Consider the following 728-nt stretch of genomic DNA (forward strand, 5'->3'; position numbering starts at 1 on the left):
CTCGTCGCCGAATGGCACCGCAACCCCGCTCGCGCACTCGAACAACTGCACGGCGTACGCCTCGTCAACGTCACCGGCGATGCCCTGTCCGCGCAGAAGCTCGCGCTGTGGGACGCCGTTCGTCCCGACCACACGCTGCTGGTCAACACCTACGGCCCCACCGAGACGACGGTCTCCTGCAGCGCGGCCTACGTCCGCCATGACCCGCTCAGCACCCTGACCTGCGCGACCATCGGCCGCCCGCTGGCCAACACCCGCATGCTGATCCTCGATGCGCACCGCCAGCCCGTGCCGCTCGGCGTTGCCGGCGAGCTCTACATCGGCGGCGCCGGCGTCAGCCGCGGCTACCTGAACCGCGACGCGCTCACCGCCGAGCGCTTCGTCGCCGATCCGTTCAGCGACGCACCCGGCGCGCGCATGTACAAGACCGGCGACCTCGCCCGCTTCATGCCCGACGGCAACATCGAGTACCTCGGCCGCAACGACTTCCAGGTCAAGGTGCGCGGTTTCCGCGTCGAGCCCGGCGAGATCGAGACGCGTCTGGGCGCCCACCCCGACGTCAGCGAAACCGTCGTGGTGGCCCGCGAGGACAGCCCCGGCCAGAAGTCGCTGGTCGCCTACGTGGTGCCGCATGACGAACGCACGCCGAGCTCCGCCGAACTGCGCGCGTTCCTCGCCGACCAGCTCGCCGAGTACATGGTGCCCGCCGCATTCGTCGTGCTGCCCGC

The 728-nt window shown here is 70.6% G+C and carries 1 protein-coding gene; it reads left to right on the forward strand.

The window, feature by feature from the left end:
* On the forward strand, positions 1-728 hold a 728-nt coding region (locus tag ACYVNQ_RS25735), incomplete at both ends, for an AMP-binding protein (RefSeq protein WP_460906120.1).

It is taken from the genome of Paraburkholderia jirisanensis, assembly GCF_054782355.1.